Consider the following 17,696-nt stretch of genomic DNA (forward strand, 5'->3'; position numbering starts at 1 on the left):
TCTACATGAGATCTTTCCCCGTCTTATAAAATACTTCTCGATCTTTCTGAGGCACAAGGTCTCCTCCGGTTGCCCAGGCGATATGATTAATATGATCCGGATTTATTTCCAGTTGTTTAACATAGTCACTTTTTAAGACGGCTTGGGGACCAAGAAGTCCTGCTGTTGCTGATGGCTCAACTTGGATATTTTCTGTATCCTGAAGCATAGCAAGTAATCGATATAAATCATCATCCTCCATGGTATACATGCCGCTTACTAACTGATCGCTAATAGAAGTAGCAAACTGGGATGGGCGTCCTACAGCTAAACCGTCCGCAGCCGTTTTGTTATCGAGTCCGAAATCCTGAACACTAACACGGTCCATTTCTCCAGTTAATAATCCAATTAACACAGCCGGGGAATGTGTGGGCTCAACAAAGAAACAATGAACATGGTCTCCAAACAGTTGCTTAAGCCCAAATGTAATACCACCTGGGGACCCACCAACTCCACATGGTATATAGACAAATAGAGGATGATCTTTATCCACCTTTATTCCTTGTTCTTCCAATTGATGCTTTAGTCGAAATGCGGCAGTACTGTAACCAAGGAATAAATGCTTGGAGTCTTCATCATCAACAAAATAGCCATTAGGGTCCTCTGTTGTTGTTTTCCTTCCTTCTTCAATCGCTTCACTAAAGTCGCCACTAAATTCAACTACTTTAGCTCCTTTTTCTCTCAATAAATCCTTTTTCCATTGCTTGGCATCTGCGGACATATAAACAGAAACCTGAAAGCCTAATGCTGCACTCATAATACCAATGCTCAATCCAAGGTTCCCAGTAGACCCAACGCCAATGGAGTAATCTTTGAAAAAATCCTTGAACTCTTTGGTAGCAAAAAGGGTATAATTATCTTCTTTTGAGATTAAGCCTGCATCAATAGCAAGTGCTTCTGCATGATGCAATACTTCGTAAATTCCCCCTCTTGCTTTTACAGAACCAGCTATTGGTAATTCATTATCACATTTCAAATAGAGCTCTCCAGCTACACTTCTATTATAGTAATTAGCAAGTTTGTCCTTCATACCAGCGATGCGGCGCAGAGGGGATTCAATGATTCCGTTACTTTCTTCGGTTTGCGGAAAAACCTCAGCCAAAAAAGGAGCAAATCTATGCCATCTTTCTTCGGCTTCTTTCATATCCTGCATCGTTAAGGGTAATGTATCAAAACAAGAAGCAGGTGCTAAATGAGGATTCTGCCAATACACAGGCCGTAATTCTCTTAAATCAGTTAATAAAGGATACGTTGATTCCCACGCTTTTAATTCGTTATTTGTAAAAATAAACAATCCCTCCTTAAATGCTTCATTGATATTTTTCTATTTTCTCAGTATTTACTGAAGGAAACAAATATTATAATCTATAAGGTTTAGCTTTCATCCAATATGGGTAATTAATGGTAACCAGATTAATCAAACTTATTGCCTATAAATGATTTTTGAAGCTTTGATTTTGTGGGAATAAGGACTTATTTTATAAAACATTCTGTATAAACTGTAGTTATTACCAATATTTTCTTTTATAATATCATGTAGAAAGAACAATAAAATAAATGGAGGTTGTTTAAATGTCTGGTATGATTCGTTTAAACCCTGAAGAATTAGAAGATTTTGCGAGAAGGTATGGTATTGAAAGTGGAAATGTAAATGCCATTCTAAAAACCTTGGATGATCTCATTGCACAGTTAGGAGACGCATGGGAAGGTGGAGCTTCACAAGCTTTCCAAGATCAATATGTAGAACTACGACCTTCTTTTGTTAACATGGTAACTCTTTTAGAGGACATTCAACGTCAATTAGCTTCTAGTGCTGATACACTTAGACAAACAGATGCTAATATTGCAGGTCAAATTCGCGGATAATACAGTAGAAATAGAAGATGAAATAGTGCCGCAGTTATAACATGTCGGCACTATTTTTTGTATAAAATGTAAGTATTATATACCAGGAGAATGGTAGTGTCTAGAGGGTTAGTTACTAAAGAAGGAGTCTGGCGATATGTATATAAATGTGACAATTGATTTAAACAAATACAATCAAACACCAGTTGAATTAAGGCTATCTGACCAGCATCGGGTAAAGAATTTGGTGGATATTACCTGGCAGGCTGCTAAAATACCTACCAAACCACGGGAGGGCTATTGGATTCGTATAGCCAACAAAAAAAGAGTTTTTGATGGCTCATCAACGCTGAAAGACTGTGGAATTACAGCAGGTGACCGTATTGAAATTCTGTGAAACTATGAATACATATTTAAGGAAAATATAACAGCGGAAGAGCTGTTAATATACAATAGACTGCTGCAGAAGGTGGTATATAAATGGCAAAGGAAAGTCTTACATACTTAGAAGAAAAAACAGAAGTAAACCTCTCTTATGAGGAAGAGAGAATTAATCTTATCTTTCAGCGTGCAAAGCTAAAATTGAATGATGAGATGGAGATACATTTTTTGAAGGAAATAGAGCCAGAGTTCAATAAAACATTTACGCTTACAGAGGATCAACTGATTATTACACTAACTCCACCTGATACTTTCGCATCATTCCAAGCAATACATCAGCAAAATGTGCGGTCAAGATGGCAGTTTGCTTATAACATACTCCAAAAGATACAAAGTCATTCATTGGATAGATTAAAACTAATTATAAGTCCTGAGAACATCATGTATGATCGAGGTTTAACTCCCCATTTCCTTCATTATGGGGTAAAGGAAAGTCTTCCACCTTATGAGGAGGATACGGACAGGCTTTGGTTAGAAACGAAAGCAATAATAGCGGCAATTGCTGATGAAAAGTATGATTTTAAAACGTACTTATCGCATTATGAAACGAAAGACCTTTCCTCTGTTACAAAACAAATTATGCATGCAGCTTCTTATGTAGAGCTATATGAAATTATTGAAGATAATTTGAAAAAGGATCAAGCATATGAAGAAACTGTTTTCCATGTTCCGAGGAAAAAGTGGAAGTTTCAGAGATATATTTCTCTAGCATTACTTATTTTTTTAGTTCCAGCCCTCATTTATACAGCTTATGCATTGTTCTTTAAAATTCCGGAAACAGAGGCATATGTCGCAAGTAATCGTTCCTTCTTACAAAACGAGTACAGTGTAGTGATCGACCAATTACAAAAATACGATCATGACGATATGCCGTACGTAGTTCAATATCAGTTAGCTTCTTCCTATATTGTAAGTGAATCATTAACAGAGGAACAAAGGGAGAATGTCCAAAATACGATCACACTTCAGTCTGACCGTAAGTACTTTCTTTATTGGATAGATATCGGTCGCGGGAATTATCAGGAAGCAGTAGACACCGCAAGACTATTGGAAGATAGAGAATTAATTATTTATGGGTTGCTGAAGCAGCGAGAGGATATTAAAACAGACCAAAGTCTTACTGGATCTGAACGTGAAGACCAATTAGATGCGATTGAAAAAGAAATTGATGAATACCAAGAAGAAATGGAAAAAGAATTGGAGCAGCAAAAAGAATCTGATTCTGAGCAAGGCAGCACCACTGTAGAAGAAGAGGCAGCTGGCAGTCAAGAAAATGGAACTTCGACAGATGAAAAGGCAAAAGAAAAAGAAGAGTCCAAAGAATCAGCTGAAACGATAAAGAAAGATACAAATAAAGAAGAGGATTCCAAAAAGTAAAATGGGTAAGGAGGTGTCAGAATGAGGGAATTATGGGTCTTCTATAAAGACTACTATCAGCGTTTAGGAATAGATGATTTGAAAGAAATTACCATTGGTAACCAATTACACCATACACTAACAATTAAAGCCGTTGAAATCCCAACACCATACAGATTAGAACTAAATGAGGATAGAACTGTTTTGTACTTAGACCAGGAAGTAATTCATGATCTGAAGGAAGGGGTTCCGCTTCCTGTTTTTATTGATGGCCAAGAGGTTAAATTTCTAATTACTACGTCCAAATATGAAACAAAAATGTTCTATACGGGTAATCGAACTGAAATAAGCATTCCACATGCGGCTGACTTACCAGCTTTCCGTATGTTAAAGCAGAATAAACGATGGTGTGTATTGCCTATAGATGAAGCTGTCTATATTAATGGGCAACAGATCAGGTCAAGAACAGTACTGAATTGTGGAGATATTATTTACAGTGCCGGTAGTTTGGTGACATTAACAGATGATGACACGCTTGAGTTATCCACTCATGAGAATATTCAAATGGAATTGGAACAAATAGAACTACCTTCCAGTGTGTTAAAGCAAAAGTATCCAAAATACAGAAGAACCCCTCGGATGATCTATGAGCAACCAGAGGATAAGATTGATTTCTCTTTTCCTTCTGAAGAAAGTGAAGATAATCAGCGTGGACTTTGGTTAATTATTATGCCTCCATTGATGATGCTGATTGTTATGGGGGTAGTAGCTTTAGTACGTCCAAGAGGAATCTTTATACTTATTTCAGTAGCTATGTTTGGAACAACATTAGTAACATCTACAGTACAATATTTTAAGGAAAAAAAGAAGCAACGACATCGCAAGGAAAAGAGAAAGCGTCTGTATACACGTTACTTAGAAAACAAGCGGGAAGAGCTGCAGAATTTAGCAGATAAACAACGGGACGTGTTGTATTATCATTTTCCTTCCTTTGAAAGAATGAAATATTTAACGAACGAGATAAGTAACCGTATTTGGGAACGCACACTTGTTAGTAATGACTTTTTACAATTTCGCGTAGGGCGTGCAAGTGTGCCAGCCAGTTTCAAAGTTTCTGCTCAACGAACGGATATGTCCAATCAGGAAATTGATGATCTCCTGGAAAAATCCCAAGAATTAGTGTCGCATTATAAAACGATAAAAAATTCTCCGCTCGTTATTAATTTATCTGAAGGCTCTATGGGGATGATTGGAAAAGACTCTATCGTAAAAAAGGAAATACAACAAATTGTAGGACAGCTAAGCTTCTCACAAAGCTACCATGATGTTCGATTTGTTGCGATTTTTGATGAACAGGAATATGCCTCGTGGGAATGGATGAAATGGCTGCCACATTTTCAATTACCACATGCGTATGCAAAGGGGTTTATTTATAATGAACAAACGAGAGATCAGCTGCTTACTTCTATTTACGAGTTATTGAAGGAAAGAGATTTAGATGAAGAAAAGGATAAGAAAATTTTCAGTCCACATTTTGTCTTTTTAATTACGAATAGACAGCTGATCTCCGAGCACGTAATTTTAGAGTATTTAGAAGGAGAGCATGCAGATATAGGGATTTCCACTATTTTTGCAGCTGACACGAAGGAAAGTCTATCCGAAAATATTCACACACTTGTCCGTTATATCGATGAAACACAAGGTGATATTTTAATTCAACAACAAAAAGCAGTACATATTCCATTTTATCTCGATGAACATACGAAACAGGACAATGAAACATTTGCGAGGACGCTACGATCGCTAGATCACCAATTAGGCATGAGTAACTCTATTCCGGATAAAGTAAGTTTCTTAGAATTATTTCATACAGAAGATGCTGCGGAGATCGGGATTCAGGAAAAATGGCTGGAGAATCAATCCTCTAAGTCGCTTGCTGTACCAGTAGGGCTTAAAGGAAAGGACGACTATGTATATTTAAATTTGCATGAAAAAGCACATGGTCCGCACGGATTATTAGCAGGTACCACGGGATCAGGAAAAAGTGAATTCTTACAATCGTATATTTTGTCCCTTGCTGTTCATTACCATCCATATGAAGTTGCTTTTCTGCTTATCGACTATAAGGGTGGAGGAATGGCACAGCCTTTTAAATCCATGCCGCATTTATTGGGTACTATTACGAATATTGAAGGCAGCAAGAACTTTAGTAAACGTGCCCTTGCCTCAATTAAGAGTGAATTAAAACGAAGACAGCGATTATTCGATATGTATGAAGTAAATCACATTAATGATTACACGGATTTGTATAAAGAAGGCGAAGCAGAGGAGCCATTACCACATTTATTTTTAATTTCCGATGAGTTTGCTGAATTAAAGAGCGAAGAACCGGAATTTATTCGAGAACTGGTCAGTGCTGCACGTATTGGTCGTAGTCTTGGTGTCCACCTGATATTGGCAACACAAAAGCCAGGAGGAATTATTGATGATCAAATATGGAGTAATGCTAGATTTAAAGTCGCATTAAAGGTACAGGATGAGAGTGATAGTAAAGAGATCCTTAAAAATGGAGATGCCGCAAAAATAACAGTTACCGGTCGAGGCTATTTGCAGGTTGGCAATAACGAAGTCTATGAATTATTCCAGTCAGCATGGAGTGGCGCGCCTTATACGAAAGAAGCCTTCGGTGCTGAAGATGAAATAGCTCTCGTTACTGATTTGGGATTAATCCCATTATCTGATGTAGCAACAGAAGAGAGTGGTAAAAAGGATAAACGTACTGAAATTGATGCGGTGGTTGAAGAGATAGCTGTGGTGCAGCAACGACTCAATATTAATAAGCTGCCAAGTCCTTGGTTGCCTCCATTGCCATCCAGAGCATTTGCACCTGAGCAGATAAGCAATGAAGTCAATCACTATGCAATTGCTATGGTGGATGAACCAGAGCAACAACGTCAAATGCCATATACCTATAAGGCAATGGATGATGGGAATATTGGTGTCTTTGGCTCATCAGGTTATGGGAAATCTACCACTCTACAAACATTACTGTTGGCTTTCGCTGAAGAAAACAGCCCTGAAGCTTTTAATTGTTATATTTTTGACTTTGGTAATGGCGCGCTTCTTCCGTTGCAACAATTACCACATACAGGAGATTATTTCCGTTCGGATGATCAACGTAAAATAGAAAAATTTCTAACATTTATGGCGGAAGAAATGGAAAGAAGAAAGCAGCTTTTCCGAAGCAAGGAAGTTAGTAATATCAAGATGTATAATCTGATTTCTGAGGAAAGTTTGCCACTTATTTATATTGCCATTGATAACTATGATTTAGTAAAAGAAGAAATGATCGATTTGGAAAACAGATTTACCCAGATTGCCAGAGATGGCCAGTCACTTGGTGTATACACTGTATTAACTGCGACTAGATCCAACGCCGTTAAGCATGCACTGATGAGTAATTTAAAAACCAAAATTGCTCACTACCTTATGGATCAGGCAGAGAAATACGCGATTATTGGTAAAACCCAATACGATACAGAGGCAATGCCAGGAAGAGTATATATCAAAAATGATGATGCCTTTCTTGCTCAGATCTATTTGCCGGTAGCTGGAGAAACAGAAGTGGAAGTATTGGAAAATATAAAAGAAAAAGTAAAACAATTGAAAGAAACATATAAGCATAGCGAAAAACCAGAAGGAATTGCCATGCTACCACAACGTTTAGGGTTCATCACGTTCTATCAGGATTACAACGTGATACCTTCTAAAACAAAGCTCGCTATAGGATTAGATGAGGACACAGTTAAGCCAGTGTACATTGACTGGCAAAAAAATCGTCATTGTCTTATTTTAGGAGACGCTCAAAAAGGAAAAACAAATATGCTGCAACTGATTATTCACCGAATGCAGGAACAGGCGGACGCGCAGATTGGTGTCTTCGATTCAGTTGATCGTTCATTGGCAAACTATGTTGATGAGAGCGGCGTAACCTATATGGAAGTAAAAGAGCATGTGGAAAATTGGCTGAATACGGCTGGAAGCGAGTTTGAAAGCCGGGAAGAGAAATATCGTGAGGCACTACGTGAGCGTACCTCAGCGAATCTTCAATTTACACCATATATTCTTCTTGTTGATAGTATGGCGAATTTCCAGCAAAATCTGGATGCTGGTTTACAAACGAAAATTGCTGACTTTATTAAAAAATACAGTCATTTAGGCTTTAGTTTTATTGCAACAGGAAATGCAAACGAGTTCTCTAAAGGATTCGATCCACTGACAAGTGAAGTAAAACAAATAAAGCAAGCTATTTTATTAATGAAGAAGTCTGATCAAAGTTTCATTACATTACCATATACAAGAAATGAACCTGAAATTAAAGCAGGATTTGGCTACTTTGTAGTAAATGGCCAAGTTAAGAAAATACAGGTTCCCCATTATGATGCAGAAAGGGTGACAGCTACATGAGTGAAGGACTTAAATCCTCTTTAACTCTAGCAGCAAAAATTCTTGTCATACTTGTTCTCCCACTCCTTCTATTCCGTTATGTGGACAGCCAGCCAGTACCGGCTGTCCAGGAGGAAGAGGATGAAGCGACAAGAAGTGTTGCTGTTGTAAATGAAGATACAGGAATAATACAGGAAGAAGAAAAATTGATATTGGGGCAAGAGATCCCAGCTCTATTAAATGAACAAAAGGATTACAAATGGACAGTCGTAAACAGAAGTGCAGCAGAACAAGGATTTAGCAATCAAAAATATGATGCCATTATTTATGTACCATCAACTTTTTCAGAGAACATCATGACCTTTAAGGAAGATAAGCCTACAAAGGCAGCATTGAACTACGTTATCCAGCCAAATCTGGAAGCGAAAGATCGTCAACGGATTCACAGAGAAATGGCGACTGCAAAAAACAAAATTAATGAAGAGATGTCCACCATTTACTGGAGCTATGTGTCAAAAGAAGTAGACAACATCCGAGCCCAGTTTGATAAAATTCTTGAAAAAGAAGTTGCTTTTCAGGATGCGATGTACTCATTCTATACTCCATCCTCCAAAACATTGGCACATGAAATTGATCAGCATAAAAACAATTTGGAGAACATCTTAAATCAGACAGATCAAATTAATGATGTATCCAGCGACAGTGCCAATGCTGCGAATGAAGCAGAAAATAAAATGAAGACATTTACCGAAGCTTTGGAAGCATATAAAGAAACACAACTGGAGCAGCAAAAGCTACTCGAAGCAGCACAGACAAAGAACCAGGAAGCTATTGCAGGTATTATAGAGGAATACAATACGAAGCTTTCTGAGAGTATGGCAAAAAAACAAGAGCAAATAAGTAAAATGCAGGATTCCGTAGTTTATTTAGAAAATCAAAATAGAAACCTTCTTGAAAACTATTCTACGAATATCGCTAAAGGTAAAAATGCGATTAATGACTGGGTGGAATGGGAGAGATCGAATAAGGAAATCTATACAAACCTAAATACGGAGATAAATAGCATAATAGATTCCTATATTGATGGAATAGATAATCAAAAACGGAATGCTGCACGTGAAGATGCGGTTAAAGCAGTTAATTTGATAACGAACGCACCTGTCTCTATGGAAATAGGTGACTTAAACAAACCCGAAAATAGTACCGTTTCCTTAGAAGAATTTAGAGAAAATTTGAGTACTTTGGAAGGTGAAATTAAGGCGATTCAGAGCTTAGTTGAAACTTCTCCTCCTGATAATAGTGGTGAAGGAGAGGGTGAAAATACAGGCGATTCAACGCAACAAGGGCAAGGTCGAATAAATAATGTCGTTGAACTTCCTGTTTTGGACTGGGATAGTTTATACACTAGTATTCATGATATTAGTGATGCATTATCTTCAAAAGAGGGCGAAATAAATAAAGGTCTTCCTTTTGAAGGCTGGGATAACTTGGTGACTGAGTATGAAAATATTTTCAAACAAATAAAGGAAAATAGAAAAGGATTAGTTCAAAGGATAGTTGATAACATTGACAAAAAGCAGGGAGCTATAAATAATCAACTTGAGGACGAATTGAAGGTAGGCTTTCCAGAAAAGGACAGCCTTAAAAAGAAAACCATTGATTCATTAATAACATATAACGATTCTCTTACCGTAGTAAAAACAACACTACATCAGAAAACAAATATAAATGAAGAAATAATTAAAGAAATAGATAAGTTGAATATAGATTTAAAAATGAAAGAATTATTTGTAGAAGTTAACCAAAAATATACTGATCGTTTAAGTCCAGTCTTTGGTGTAGCAAGTGAGGAAATAAATCAACTAAGAAATCAAAGTCCAACTGAAAGCTTTTCTGAGGTCTTGGATGGATTAGAATCGACTCTTAACGAAAATAAAGAACTTATCCAAGCAGAGCAAGCCAATACAAACGATTTAATAAAAGCACTCCAACAAAACGCAACTGAGATTACGAACCAACTTCAAACGGTGAATGCAGATACGTTTGAATGGCAGGAATCTCCGTCTTTGGAGTATTTAGATGGTCAAATGGTATTCAGTATCCAACAGGGCACTGCTTCTGACTTAAAGCAATTATCTGATTTAGTTACCAACCTGGAAGAAAATCAGAGCGAAATTACCACAAACACAAAAGATTTACAAGCTCAAATTAGTACTGTTCAAAAGCAATCGGATGAGTTGAATAATAAATGGTCTGTCAATGTAGCTTCGACTGGGTTAATCAGAGAGGATGCATACGAGATCCTTGGGAACACCGTTGTCGATGGCCAGGAAAATCCATTTGTTTATAATCATTTAGCCAATCCTGTAAATGTAGAAGGACAAGTAAATGGCAAGGTTCTTTCTGAAACGGAGGAAAGAGTGCCACCTGTGGTTATGTTCATGATTATCCTTATAAGTGGATTATTAATCGGGTTCTTAAGTCATTATTACTCCAACAATACGTATCTCGTACAAGGTGGTTTATTCCTTTTACTGAATCTGGCGGTTGGAATGATAATAAGTATTTATGGTTTGAATCTATATGAATTGGATGATGCTCAGGCAATAAAATGGTCTGTCTTTACGATTCTTTTATTGATGGCCTGTGCAAACGTGGTCCGTGGTGGTTTGTTCATTGGACCATTTGTCGGGTGGTTGGCAAGTATAGCGATGATCGTGTTCTTTATTACACCACTATTAAATATTGTGGTTCCTGAGTTCACCTTTAATAATCCAGTATCCAATGTATATATGGGATTACAGTATGGTACGGAAACATCGTTTATACTAACAATAATTGTATTAGCTGCTATTACACTAGCAATCTCTGCTTTTATTTACACATTGCAAGTTATGAGAAATAAAGCAAGGGTGGAGCCGAATGAAGAAAAAGCTTCTTAGTCTTCTTCTATTAGTATCTATTATGTTTGTAAGCCTGCCGGTGCATGCAGAGGATAATCAAGCACCGGTAGAGCCAAATATATATGAAAAAAAAGAAATTAATATTAAGCCGAATAGTCGGGATCAAATCGAACAACGTGAAGAACTTCCAGAAGAACAGAAACAATTATCTTTTGAGAAGAAAGATAAGACGGAGAGTAACTTAATTAAGGAAAAGTTATTTGCCTCTTCTGTAAAAGAGACAAATACGATTACATCCAAGTCGAACCAACTTGGTTTGTTTTCACAGAAAGAGAAACAAATGAAGCTAGATGGTGACGAGGAGAATGTGGAAAGTAGCACGAATGTCATGATGCTATTAATTATAGCCGTCGTGCTTATTATCGGCATTATGTTCTTTGTTCTTCTACCTAAGTTAAAGCACTCGGAGAGCTGAGTAAACTTATATCGGAGGTGTATCAGATGGCAGATGATGCTGATTTCCTAAGTCAGGCTTTTGCAGTTATATCCGGTCGGTCTGCTGATATTGAAGAAAAAATTGACAGATTAACGAAAGCTAAAAATGATATTCGTGAGGAACAGGCATCCAGTATGACGGAAATAACGAAAATTACCAAGCCGACTTTAGAAGGTGTTTGGTCAGGCAACCGTGCTAACAACTTTGATGATGATCGAGAAGATGCTTTAGAAATTATGGAAAAAATTACTGATGACTATGATGACTACATTCAGCGCATTGAGAATGAAATATTTCAATTAAATTTGCAAAAAGGTGCATTGGATATAGCGAGTTCTATTGCTCATCAGGCAGACAACCTTCTGGATAAAGGTGAAGAGGTTGCTGCAGAATTGGGAGATAAAATCAGAGATCTAAAAGGCAGGTTGTTCTCATGAAGGCACATATAGAAACAACTGGTGGTGGAGCTTCAGAAATCCGTTTGGAAATAGAGTCTGTTTTAAGTGAAATAGATGATGCAAAGGAAGCATTGCAAGAAGTCAAATTAACAGGTGCTAGCGAAGATGTGTATGGGAAAAACAAGCTGAATTATACAGACCAATGGTTGGAAAGAGAAAAAAATCTAGAGGAATTACTTAAGCAATATATGCAGGTCGTGGAAAAAAATCTAGCAGATACAGTGGCTAATGTGAAGACACTCAAAGAGCAGGATGAAGCCATAAAGCGAACTTAACATGGAGAGGCAGGAAAGTCATGGGTAATGAACGTTTATTGGAATCCAAAACACTGGTAGCTTCCATGGAAGATAGAGCTGTACAATATGAAAGCTTGAAGAAGCAGTTTGTTAGTTTGAAAAATGCCTTTCAAAAAATAGTGGATCTGGATGGTTTTAAGGGTCAGGGAGCCAGGGCAATCAAAGGATTCTATCAGGGGCAGATTGAAGTGGTAGATTCCTGGATCTCTATCTGCAATGTGAGAATTGCCTTCTTTAATGGTATATCAGGTTCAACGGAGGATGTGGATTTATCAGGAGACACGTTGGTCCAGGTACCATTCTTGAAAGAAGAGTTATATACTGGACATACACAGTCAAAAGAGATGGTTGACTCCCAGCATAAATCATTAAAAAGCATTTTTGATCGAATAAACGACCTTGTCTCTCTTCAGCCTTTCTCAAAGGAGGACTTTGAAGAAAAGATAGACCAGGCCAATAAGAAACGAAAAGATACGATGGAACAGGTAGTTAATCTGGATGAAGGACTAGTGGAGGAATATGCCTCTTCTGAGTATCTCGAGAATATGATGGTAGGTCTCTTCAGTGCTCTGCTTGATGCAACAAGCCAAGGCTCAGCAATTTCGCCAATAAATTTTGATGCACAGGCATATCAAAATAGTGATGTATACCAGATGCTAGAAGATGCACAAGCACAAACAGATGCTTATCTCGAATTTAAAGAGCAACAGGAGGAGCAGCGGCGTATCCAAAAGGAAATGGAAGAATTGGAAAACCGACCATGGTATGAAAAAGCATGGGATACTGTTTCTACGTTTACAGGGGAAGTCACTGGCTATTATGATATGAAACGCGCAGCTACAGGTGTTGATCCAGTGACGGGTGAAGAGCTATCAGAAGCAGATCGCGTCAAAGCAGCCACATTCGCAGCAGCAGGCTTCATTCCCTTTGTCGGCTGGGCCGGCCGAGCTGCAAAAGGTGGAAATGCCATTTACAAGACCGCCAAGGGCGTTCAAGCGGTGGACCACTCCCTCGACGCCTATAAAAATGCCAAAGCCTTCACCACCCTGCAAAAGACGGAGTACGGTATTTACGGACTCGCATCAGCTAACGGCTTCAGTGAGTATATAACAGGAAAAGATATGTTCGGGAATGAATTGAGTGAAGAAAAGCGGAATAGTAGTTTGACAGAGGCGCTGTTTGTGTTGGGCGTTGGTGGTGCAGGGTATGGTGTTGATAGACTTCAATTTAAGCAAAAATTGGTAATGCGAGAGAAAGTTAAAACTCTTAGTGCAAATGATCGTAAGCGATTAGATGGATGGGTGTATCCGCCAAGTGATAACTTATATTTAGCTAATAAAAACATTTATGATAACCCTAAATATTTTGACCAATATACAGGTAACATACATTACCCAGGTACCAATGGAGACCCAAATACCGATGGATTTATTAGAGGAGAATACGATAAAGAGATGATAACTAAAGGGAAAGTTATAGATCGTTTTGGAGACAACGGTACAGGTAAATACTTTTCTCCTGATGGGTCATCGTTTGAGAGTAGAGCATTACCGCCTTTTATGAAGGATAAACCGTATGAAAGATATGAAGTAATTAGAGAATTTAATGTGAAATCAGGAAGAGTAGCTCCATGGTTTGACCAAGAAGGGAAGGGCATACAATTTTATTCAGATTACCAAATAAAAGATTTTGATGGCAATTGGGTAGAAGCAACAGTTTCTAATTTAGTTGAGTACAAATATATAAAGTCAATAAAATAAAAAAGCGAGGTTTGTATATGAATACTCAGAAAGTTTCGGTCCTACTAAATAAACTAACAATACCTATACAAATTACTACGGAAGGTCTAGAAGAAAAAAGAAGGCAAGGAGAGAATTTTTATAGAATTCACAAAGACAAGCTTAATTGGAAGTTTGAATTCGTTGAAAAAGAAAAGAATAGTAAAATAAAAATTTTAAAAAACTTTTCGTCGGAAACGGAGGCAAGTAAATATTTCTATTCATTCCAACTAAAAAGGTACTTTTTTGAACAATATATTTATCCATTTGAGCAAGATAATAAGGATATAAATATTGGAGAGCCTCATTGTAGTTTAAGAGATTTACAGGAAGCATTTAATAGATTAAATATAAGTCAATCGTATTATAGTTTTAACGGACTTAAAAAAGCTAATAGTATTCTACTAGAGCCAGTTAACGTTACTGAAAGTAAGGTTTTCTTTATAGGAGAAGGCGAAAAGATTGTTGTTGAATCTCCAGTAGTAGAAAACTGGTTAGCCTATTATAATACTTTTAAGAAAGTGTATAAGCTGTATTTGTTAGATAAACATTTTGAATTTTTATTGACTTGCAATCTAGATGCGGAAAAATTATCAGATGAGTATATAAAAATAGTTCTATCTTAAGCTAAACATAGCACCTGTGTTTGTGTGAAGCCGAAATAAAAAATGATAAAATGTACGGAACTAGTAGAACAAACAATTTTTAGATTTACCATATGGACCTGTAGTGAGTTGTATAAAAAATGATAAGTAGTAAAATAACTTGCTAAGCAATGATAAAAATTTATTATTGTTTGGCAGGTTATTATTTTTCTACAGAAACAGGGTCTCCCTTTGTGGCTGGGCTGGCCGAGCAGCAAAAGGTGGAAATGCCATTTCAAAACCGCCAAGGGCGTGAAAGCGGTGGACCACTCCCTCGACGCCTATAAAAATGCCAAAGCCTTCACCACCCTGCAAAAGACGGAGTACGGTATTTACGGACTCGCATCAGCTAACGGCTTCAGTGAGTATATTACCGGAAGAGATATGGTTGGAAATGAATTGAGTGAAGAGAAGCGGAATAGCAGTTTGACAGAAGCACTGTTTGTGTTGGGCGTTGGTTATGTTAGCATAAAGGGTGTAGACGGCATTTCAAAGGTTGCAACAAACTTTGTCGCTGATGGGAAAGAGCTAGGAAAAGGCCTAAATGAACAAGTTTCAAAGGCTTTTGATGGTTTAAGTATAGGTAATGGGCCACACCTAGCCACAGCTGGAGCTTCCCCTGTGAGATCCAATACGTTTGGTTTTGTGGATCAGGTAGAGACGAACGGTGTCACTTTTCAAAAAGCTGAAGGAGTTAGTTTAAGTGCTAAGGGCACGGGTGATGTTCAACGTTCTGAAATTGATGAAGTTATTAAAAATAATTATGATAAAAATGGAGACTTGATTAACAGATCCATTGTTCCAAAAGGTTATGAGAGTGTTGAAGACTTTTTGAAAGTTGTAGATGATACAACTATAAAGGAATTTGGTTACGAGAGTGTTGAAGAATTTAAAGCCGTAGTGGGGCATGTGGATGATTATTTAAATGCCTCACCAAAGAATAATATAGTAAATAAAGGATTAGCGGGAGGAAAACATGTGAAAGATGTAGATTATGATGTACTAGGTTTTCCAATTTTTAAGGGAGACGATGTTAAATTTTCAATGAAACTAAAGGGGAGTATGTTTAAAGCAATTGATGATACTCAATTTAAAGAATGTACAGGGTTGTTAAAAGAAGCGATTGAACAAGGGGAAATCTCTAAGAGCATATTTACACCAAAACAACTTCGAGATATTGAAAATGGTGAAGCCAGAATTAAAGGATTGACATGGCATCATCATCAGGCACCTGGTAAGATGCAACTTGTGGTATCTAAGACGCATAAAGTGAATCATTTAGGTGGAAATAAATTATGTGGAGATGGTATCAGATGAGTAAGTTAAATTGGAGATCATGGGATGAACCAATAACTAAGAAAGAAGTGGAGAATGTTGGAGAAAAATTAGGAGTGAAATTTCCCTTAGATTATATAGAAGTTGCTATGGATTATAATGGTGCACATGTTAGCCCTGAGTTATTTCAAGTTGAAGGAAAAGAAAAGGTATTTGGAACATTACTAACATATGATAGTGAAGATGATGAGCATATTCTAGAAGTTTTCAATGATTATAAGGATACTCTTCAAAAAAAAATAATTCCATTTGCCTTTGATCCGTCTGGAAATTTAATATGCTTTGATTATACAGATCATGAAGATAATCCCATTGTGGTATTTTGGGAACATGAAAATGCTGCTGAAAAAGAAATGTTAATGGAAGAAGAAGGGTTAACAGAAGAACAGGCTGAAGAACGTGCAAGAGAAAATGTATTTTACGTTGCAGCAACATTTACAGAATTTCTTAATAAGTTACATGACTAAAAAACTGTGAAGTTAAGAAAATAAGTATTATAAAATATGCGAGATGACATTATTAACATAATGTATTGGTACAGAGATCAAACTAAAACTAACGTAAATAGACGGGCATGTTGGTTTAAGAGAGAACTATTAATTAATACTATAGATATAACAAAAAATCACTTGATTGTCTTTTAGGCAACAAGTGATTTTTTTGAATTGTAACTTTGGACAACATAAAAATAGCTAATGAAATTCATAACTCATGAAGGCGGTACTATCCAGGCATGTTGTTTTATTAATTGGTTTGTGAAAATAATAAGATAAATAGGAGTCATGACATTTTTAATCCCAAGAAGACTTATTATATTAAAAAAACCACAAATTAAAGACAATGACAAAGCTCGTGGCGATAAACGGTAGTTTACATAAGAAGGTTACTAGTTTTACAACAGGGCAGCCGAAAATAGCGTTATAAATTTACGAGACGGTGAAATGTGAAACGTCGACGGGTATATACGTGTCTTAACTAAAGAGCAGGCAAGAGATGAAAGTAGCTTGAAATATAAAGAAGATGTAATTAAATCATGTTGGGGACTAACTTGAATTTATACGATTGGAAAACCGACCATGGTATCAAAAAGCATGGGATACTGTTTCTACGTTTACTGGAGAAGTCACTGGCTATTATGATATGAAACGCGCAGCTACAGGTATTGATCCAATGACGGGCGAGGAACTATCTGAAGCAGATCGTGTCAAAGCAGCCACTTTTGCAGCAGCAGGCTTCATTCCCTTTGTCGGCTAGGCCGGCCGAGCTGCAAAAGGCGGAAATGCCATTTACAAAACCGCCAAGGGCGTCAACGCGGTGGACCACTCCCTGGATGCCTATAAAAATGCCAAAGCATTCACTACCTACAAAAAACAGAGTACGGCATTTATGGCCTTGCTTCCGCAAACGGCTTCAGTGAATATATTACCGGAAAAGATATGTTTGGAAATGAATTGAGTGAAGAGAAGCGGAATAGCAGTTTGACAGAAGCACTGTTTGTGTTGGGCGTTGGTTATGTTAGCATAAAGGGTGTATACGGCATTTCAAAGGATGCAACAAACTTTGTCGCTGGTGGGAAAGAGCTAGGAAAAGGCCTAAATGAACAAGTTTCAAAGGCTTTTGATGGTTTAAGTATAGGTAATGGTCCACACCTTGCAACAG

General features: G+C 37.3%; 13 protein-coding genes and 1 pseudogene. 13 read left to right on the forward strand and 1 reads right to left on the reverse strand.

The genetic code is table 11. From position 1 onward, the window contains the following. Position 1: 1 nt before the first annotated feature. Positions 2–1,327, reverse strand: coding sequence for a D-serine ammonia-lyase (locus BME96_RS03625; protein WP_197035853.1), 1,326 nt, complete (start codon positions 1,325–1,327; stop codon positions 2–4). 284 nt (positions 1,328–1,611) lie between these two features. Here BME96_RS03625 and BME96_RS03630 point away from each other — a divergent pair, with 284 nt between their 5' ends. From BME96_RS03630 to BME96_RS19940, 13 genes and pseudogenes are all read left to right on the forward strand, one after another. After that, positions 1,612–1,905 carry a WXG100 family type VII secretion target gene (locus tag BME96_RS03630; RefSeq protein ID WP_019377033.1) on the forward strand — a complete coding sequence of 98 codons (294 nt, stop codon included), beginning with the start codon at positions 1,612–1,614 and terminating at the stop codon, positions 1,903–1,905. Between the two features lie 136 nt (positions 1,906–2,041). After that, positions 2,042–2,281 (forward strand): ESX secretion system protein YukD, encoded by a 240-nt coding sequence (locus tag BME96_RS03635; RefSeq protein WP_019377034.1) that lies wholly within the window; start codon positions 2,042–2,044, stop codon positions 2,279–2,281. Between the two features lie 83 nt (positions 2,282–2,364). Further along, positions 2,365–3,702, forward strand: a complete 1,338-nt coding sequence (gene essB, locus BME96_RS03640) for a type VII secretion protein EssB (protein ID WP_071648293.1) — start codon at positions 2,365–2,367, stop codon at positions 3,700–3,702. A gap of 21 nt (positions 3,703–3,723) precedes the next feature. Then, complete coding sequence (essC, locus tag BME96_RS03645; RefSeq protein ID WP_071648294.1) at positions 3,724–8,148, forward strand: type VII secretion protein EssC; 4,425 nt, start codon at positions 3,724–3,726, stop codon at positions 8,146–8,148. After that, positions 8,145–11,069, forward strand: a complete 2,925-nt coding sequence (esaA, locus tag BME96_RS03650) for a type VII secretion protein EsaA (RefSeq protein WP_071648295.1) — start codon at positions 8,145–8,147, stop codon at positions 11,067–11,069. The genes essC and esaA overlap by 4 nt, the downstream gene beginning before the upstream one ends. Further along, positions 11,050–11,505: a type VII secretion protein EssA gene (gene essA / locus BME96_RS03655; protein WP_019377038.1), complete on the forward strand. Its 456-nt coding sequence runs from the start codon at positions 11,050–11,052 to the stop codon at positions 11,503–11,505. Before esaA ends, essA begins: the two co-directional genes overlap by 20 nt. A gap of 26 nt (positions 11,506–11,531) precedes the next feature. Continuing rightward, positions 11,532–11,963 carry a YwqH-like family protein gene (locus tag BME96_RS03660; protein WP_071648296.1) on the forward strand — a complete coding sequence of 144 codons (432 nt, stop codon included), beginning with the start codon at positions 11,532–11,534 and terminating at the stop codon, positions 11,961–11,963. Beyond that, the gene (locus BME96_RS03665) at positions 11,960–12,259 is read left to right on the forward strand and encodes a YwqI/YxiC family protein (protein ID WP_019377040.1); all 300 of its coding nucleotides are present in this window, start codon (positions 11,960–11,962) and stop codon (positions 12,257–12,259) included. The genes BME96_RS03660 and BME96_RS03665 overlap by 4 nt, the downstream gene beginning before the upstream one ends. Before the next feature lie 20 nt (positions 12,260–12,279). Then, positions 12,280–14,040 (forward strand): T7SS effector LXG polymorphic toxin, encoded by a 1,761-nt coding sequence (locus BME96_RS03670; protein WP_071648297.1) that lies wholly within the window; start codon positions 12,280–12,282, stop codon positions 14,038–14,040. A gap of 17 nt (positions 14,041–14,057) precedes the next feature. Beyond that, the gene (locus BME96_RS03675; RefSeq protein ID WP_071648298.1) at positions 14,058–14,684 is read left to right on the forward strand and encodes a hypothetical protein; all 627 of its coding nucleotides are present in this window, start codon (positions 14,058–14,060) and stop codon (positions 14,682–14,684) included. A 279-nt stretch (positions 14,685–14,963) separates the two neighbouring features. Next, the gene (locus tag BME96_RS19935; RefSeq protein ID WP_231478667.1) at positions 14,964–16,019 is read left to right on the forward strand and encodes an HNH endonuclease; all 1,056 of its coding nucleotides are present in this window, start codon (positions 14,964–14,966) and stop codon (positions 16,017–16,019) included. Further along, positions 16,016–16,504, forward strand: coding sequence for an SMI1/KNR4 family protein (locus BME96_RS03685; RefSeq protein ID WP_071648299.1), 489 nt, complete (start codon positions 16,016–16,018; stop codon positions 16,502–16,504). The genes BME96_RS19935 and BME96_RS03685 overlap by 4 nt, the downstream gene beginning before the upstream one ends. A gap of 601 nt (positions 16,505–17,105) precedes the next feature. Beyond that, positions 17,106–17,548 (forward strand): annotated as a pseudogene (locus BME96_RS19940) (pre-toxin TG domain-containing protein); the annotation flags it as partial. Between the last annotated feature and the right edge of the window lie 148 nt (positions 17,549–17,696).

The sequence above is a fragment of the Virgibacillus halodenitrificans genome (assembly GCF_001878675.1).
Lineage (GTDB): Bacteria > Bacillota > Bacilli > Bacillales > Amphibacillaceae > Virgibacillus_Q > Virgibacillus_Q halodenitrificans.